5 protein-coding genes are annotated in these 5,289 nt (G+C 24.7%); 1 reads left to right on the plus strand and 4 read right to left on the minus strand.

The genetic code is table 11. The features are described from left to right. Positions 1-166 precede the first annotated feature (166 nt). Entirely contained in the window at positions 167-724 is a 558-nt protein-coding gene (locus Q4E08_RS11400; protein WP_303131059.1) for a biotin transporter BioY, read from the minus strand. 256 nt (positions 725-980) lie between these two features. On the opposite strand from Q4E08_RS11400, the gene Q4E08_RS11405 reads away from it, so the two are divergent. Further along, entirely contained in the window at positions 981-1,286 is a 306-nt protein-coding gene (locus Q4E08_RS11405; RefSeq protein WP_303131060.1) for a hypothetical protein, read from the plus strand. 35 nt (positions 1,287-1,321) lie between these two features. On the opposite strand, the gene Q4E08_RS11410 is transcribed toward Q4E08_RS11405, so the two are convergent. The 3 genes from Q4E08_RS11410 to Q4E08_RS11420 form a co-directional block, all read right to left on the minus strand. Next, entirely contained in the window at positions 1,322-2,335 is a 1,014-nt protein-coding gene (locus Q4E08_RS11410; RefSeq protein ID WP_303131061.1) for a LacI family DNA-binding transcriptional regulator, read from the minus strand. Between the two features lie 108 nt (positions 2,336-2,443). Beyond that, positions 2,444-3,958, minus strand: a complete 1,515-nt coding sequence (gene galT, locus Q4E08_RS11415; RefSeq protein ID WP_303131063.1) for a UDP-glucose--hexose-1-phosphate uridylyltransferase — start codon at positions 3,956-3,958, stop codon at positions 2,444-2,446. An 11-nt stretch (positions 3,959-3,969) separates the two neighbouring features. After that, complete coding sequence (locus tag Q4E08_RS11420; protein ID WP_303131064.1) at positions 3,970-5,121, minus strand: galactokinase; 1,152 nt, start codon at positions 5,119-5,121, stop codon at positions 3,970-3,972. Positions 5,122-5,289: the final 168 nt, after the last annotated feature.

The raw sequence follows: 5,289 nt of genomic DNA on the forward strand, positions 1-5,289 counted from the left end.
TCTTTCAAATATTGACACAGAAACTTAAAAATACTTTTAAACTTATTATACTTTAATAATATTGAATTGTTAATTATATTTAATCTTAATGTATCACATATGATTTTAAAAGTTAATTTTAATAAAATACTTATGTTTAACAAAACTAATTTTAATTATTTTAAGCCTAAATTTCATACCCTGCTTTTCTTAGTTTTGCTACAACATTAATTCCAACTATTGATATTATAAAACTTAATAATATATCACTTGGTAAAAATGCTATAACTCCTATCTTAATTGCTAAAAAAACACTCATTGTATCACCTAAATAAAAATTGTAAATAATATACATATACGAAACTCCAAATATATATATAATAGCTAATCCACATAAACATGAAAAAAATATTTTTAATAAAGTTAGTTTTTTAATATTTTCTGTTATTTTTCCTATAATAAATGAAGCTAATATAAATCCTAGTAAATATCCAAATGTAGGTTGCAATATATACTGTGGACCTCCACCTTGTGTAAATATAGGTATTCCTATAAGACCTACAAATACGTATAAAATTTGTGATAATGCTCCAAGTTTACTTCCAAGTAAAATTGCACCTATTGCACAAAAGAAATATTGTAATGTAAACGGAACTATAGGTAATGGTATTTTTATAAATGCACCTATTGCTGTAAGTGCTGCAAACATTGAAATTAATATTAAATCCCTAGCTTTTAAATTCATAATAACCCTCCATTATTTTGACAATCAAACTAATTATTTAATATAATATATTTTTTAAAAATCATTGTCAACCTATTTAAAATAATTTTGGGTAACAAAAAGAAAGCATACATATTTTTTTGTTTTATAAGTACATTAAATATACATTTATATTAAATAACTTTTTTGTTATAATATTATTAAAGTAAACATTTACATAAGATTTAAATTATGTAAATATTATTATTTATTAATTAAAGTTTAAGGAGTGATTTAAATGAAAATTTATACTAGCGATGAAAATAAATTAGAATTTCATTCATTAGCAGATGATATTAGGCAATTTTTAATATCTAATCCTAATAAGTTTTTTACTCCAGCAGAAATTAGTGAAAATATAAATTCAATACCTTATAGCAATTTAAAATCAGCTTTATCTTTTGCAAATGCTGAAAAAGAAATAGATCCTTCAAAACATATAGATTCAATTTGTTCTTATTTAGAAAAGCAACATTTAATAAGAAAAGTGATGAAAATTTGTCCTTACAAAGGAATACCATCCAATGCATTTTCTAATTTTTAAATAAAAAAAACGTGTCTAATTTATGACACGTTTTTTTATTTAATTGATTTGCAACTTTCTCTTTTTATAAGTTTAACTGGCAAAACTATTTTTTTGCTTATTTCTCTGCTATTTTCTAATCTTTCTAAAATAGTGTTTAATGCAGTTTCTCCCATAAGCTCTACAAATACTTTTACAGTTGTAAGAGATGGTGTTAAAAACTTTGCTGTTGCAATATCATCAAATCCTATTATGCTTATATCTTCTGGAATAGAATATCCCTTTTCATTAATTGCTTTATAAGCACCTATAGCCATAGGATCACTAGATATAAATATAGCCGTAGGTAAGTTTTTATTCTCAAGCATTTTTTTCATAAGTTCATAACCATCTTCTAATGTAAAATCTCCTTTATATACCCACTCTTTTTTATAATTACCTTTCTCTTTCATATATTCTGTATATATCTTTTCTCTATCATTAAATAATTCTTTTTTTTCTTTATCATTATGAGCTATTACTCTACCACCTATATATGCTATATTTTTATGACCTAAACTTTCAAGATAACTTAAAGCACTTAAAACTCCTTGTTTAAAATTTACAACAATAGAGTCATATTTCCATTCATCAGGAGATGAATCTACAAATATAATTTCTTTAGTTATACATTCTAATTTTTTTATTTCCTCATTAGTAAATATACCTATAGCTATTATTCCATTTATTCCTTTATATTTTGATGTAGGCTCACTAATTAATTTATCTATATATACTGATTTAAACTCTATATTTTTTTCATTACACATTTTTTCAATTGCCATTCTAATATATAAAAAATATGGATCATTTGATTCTCCATCTATAAAGCTACTTACAATACCTATATTATACACCTTATCCCTAAGTTTTTTTTGCTTTGCAGTCATATAATTCATTTTATCAGCAATTTCTAAAACCTTTTCTCTTGTTTCCTCTGAAACATTTAAACTTTTATCCAAATTCAAAACCCTAGATACAGTTGATATTGATACACCTGCAATATTTGCTATATCTTTTATAGTCGCCAATATCTTTCACCTCTTTCTCATAACATATTATATATTAAGGTATTTTAAATATCAAAATAATAAAAATATGGATTTGAATATTAAATTCAAATCCATATTTATTTTTATTTAAATATTGTTTTTTAATGAATCTATATATTTTTTCATAGATTTTATTCCTGATTCATTCCATTTAAATACACCACAATCTTCAAGAACTTTTATAAATACTTTTCCTACTTCATTTCTTACAATTGATTCCACATTATTTTCGTTTATATTTTTATTATTTTTTAATATTTCATAAAACCAATCTAAGTGTATTCCTATTTCATCTTTATCTATAAGATCTTCATTACCTAAAAGCAAATTTTTTTCTATTAATTTAAGTTCTTCTTTCAACCTAGATGGTAAAACTGCAAGTCCTAAAACTTCAATAAGACCTATATTTTCCTTCTTTATATGATGTAATTGTGCATGTGGATGAAATATTCCATATGGATGTTCATTATTTCTTCTATTATTTCTTAGTACAAGGTCTAATTCATACTTTTCATCAGAAAATCTTCCAATTGGAGTTATTGTATTATGAGGAATATTTTCTGAATAAGCAAATATACCTGCATCTTCATCAGAGTATTCTCTCCAATGACTTAATATTTTACCAGCAAGTTCACTTAATTCTTCTCTATTTTTACCTTTTAATCTTACTACTGTTAATGGCCATTTAATTATAGATAACTCTATACCATTATAATTTTTTATATTAAACTTAAATACATCTTCTGCATAATTCATTGCAAATTTATAATTCCCACCTTGATAATGATCATGAGTAAGTATTGACCCTCCAACTATTGGTAAATCTGCATTTGATCCTACAAAATAATGTGGAAATTTTTCTACAAACTCCAATATTCTATCGAAGCTTTCCTTTGTTATTTTCATAGGGATATGCTCTCCTGAAAACACTATGCAATGCTCATTATAATATGCATATGGAGAATACTGTAAAAACCACTCTTTATTCAAAAGATTTATAGGAATAACTCTTAAATTCTGCCTAGCAGGATGATTTACCCTTCCTGAATATCCTTCATTTTCTTTACAAAGTAAACATTTTGGATATCCTGACTGTGGAAGATTTTTAGCAGCTTCTATTGCCTTTGGATCCTTTTCAGGCTTTGATAAATTTATAGTTATATCAATATTTCCATATTCTGAACTTGTTTTCCATACAACATTTTTAGCTATTCTATCTGTTCTTATATAATCACAAGCTTTACTTATATTATGAAAGTATGTTGTTGCATCTTTAGGACTATTTTTATATTTATAATTAAAATCTTTAATTACTTCAGATGGCCTTTTAATTAAAATCCCCATTATTTTAGTATCAAAAAGATCTCTATATATTGGAGTATTATATTCAATTAAACCTTTCTCATATGCATAATCTAAAAGATTCTCTAAAATAGGTGTTGGAGTATTTAAATCTTCATCATCTATATTCTGCTGTTCATAATCATCTAATTTAAAGAGATCAAGTAAACTATTTCTTATATATACTTCATCTTCAGTTTCTATTAAACTCTTTTTCAAAGAATATTTTATTAACCTATCAATCTCTCTATAAATTTCCATAATATCACACCCTATATTTCTCTAGTTGAATCACCTATATTTGCTATATAAAAATCTGCATCATATCCTATAATTTCTTTATACTTTTCTCCTACATACTTTATAAAACTTTCTACAAAATCCTTTTTAACTATAGATACCGTACAACCTCCAAAACCAGCTCCTGTCATTCTAGAACCTATAGTCCCTTCACATTCCCATGCAAGATTAACTAATGTATCTAATTCTTTTCCAGTTACTTCATAATCATCTCTTAATGAAATATGTGATTGGTTCATAAGCTCACCAAATGTTTTTAAATCATTATTTTCTAAAGCTTCCTTTGCTTTAAGAGTTCTAACATTTTCATATACAGCATGCTTAGCTCTCTTTATTCTAATTTCATCTTTTATTAAATTTTTATTATTTTCAAACTCTTCAATTGTAAGCTCTCCTAATGAATTAATATTTAATTTTTCTTTTAATTCAGATAAGGCTTCTTCACATTCGCTTCTTCTCTCATTATATTTTGAATCTGCAAGCCCTCTTCTTTTATTCGTATTTGATATAATTATAACTTCATTTTTTAAATTTATATCTGAGTAACTATATTTTAAAGTGTTACAATCTAACAATATAGCCTTATTTTCTTTTCCCATTCCTATAGCAAATTGATCCATAATACCGCAATTTACGCCTATAAATTTATTTTCTGCTCTTTGTGAATATTTAACTAAATCTATTCTATCAATATTTAAGTTAAATAACTTGTCCATCATAACTCCAATTAATAGCTCAAGTGAAGCTGATGATGAAAGTCCTGCCCCGTTTGGTATATTTCCATATATTACAACATCAAATCCTTTATCTATAACATAACCTTCTTTTTGTAATACATCTATAACTCCTTTACAATAATTTGCCCAATCATGCTCTTTTTCATATTTTAACCCATCTAAGCTAAACTCTATAACACCTAAGTTTTCAAAGTTTTTTGAATACATTCTTACTTTATTATCATCTCTTAATTTTATTACTCCAAAAGTACCAAAACTTATTGCACAAGGAAATACATTTCCACCATTATAGTCTGTATGTTCTCCAATTAAATTAACTCTTCCAGGTGAAAAAAATACTCTAGCTCCCTCTTTATATCCATAAACCTCATTAAAAATATTTAACATTTTTTGCTTCAAAATATTTACACCCCTTCTATATAATTTTATTTGTTAATATAATATTAACACCCTCGGAAAACATTTTCAATATTTTTTACTTAAATTTTCCTTATATTTTTACTCATTTTTACTAAGATTATTTCATTTATTTTTACTATATATTTTTAATTAAAT

It is taken from the genome of Clostridium sp. (genome assembly GCF_030532265.1).
Taxonomy (GTDB): domain Bacteria; phylum Bacillota; class Clostridia; order Clostridiales; family Clostridiaceae; genus Clostridium.

What these genes read in the sequence shown, in the direction of transcription:
- Q4E08_RS11400 (WP_303131059.1), bottom strand. Translation starts at nt 724, where the DNA reads ATGAATTTAAAAGCTAGGGATTTAATATTAATTTCAATGTTTGCAGCA.
- Q4E08_RS11405 (WP_303131060.1), top strand. Translation starts at nt 981, where the DNA reads ATGAAAATTTATACTAGCGATGAAAATAAATTAGAATTTCATTCATTA.
- galT (WP_303131063.1), bottom strand. Translation starts at nt 3,958, where the DNA reads ATGGAAATTTATAGAGAGATTGATAGGTTAATAAAATATTCTTTGAAA.
- Q4E08_RS11420 (WP_303131064.1), bottom strand. Translation starts at nt 5,121, where the DNA reads ATGTTAAATATTTTTAATGAGGTTTATGGATATAAAGAGGGAGCTAGA.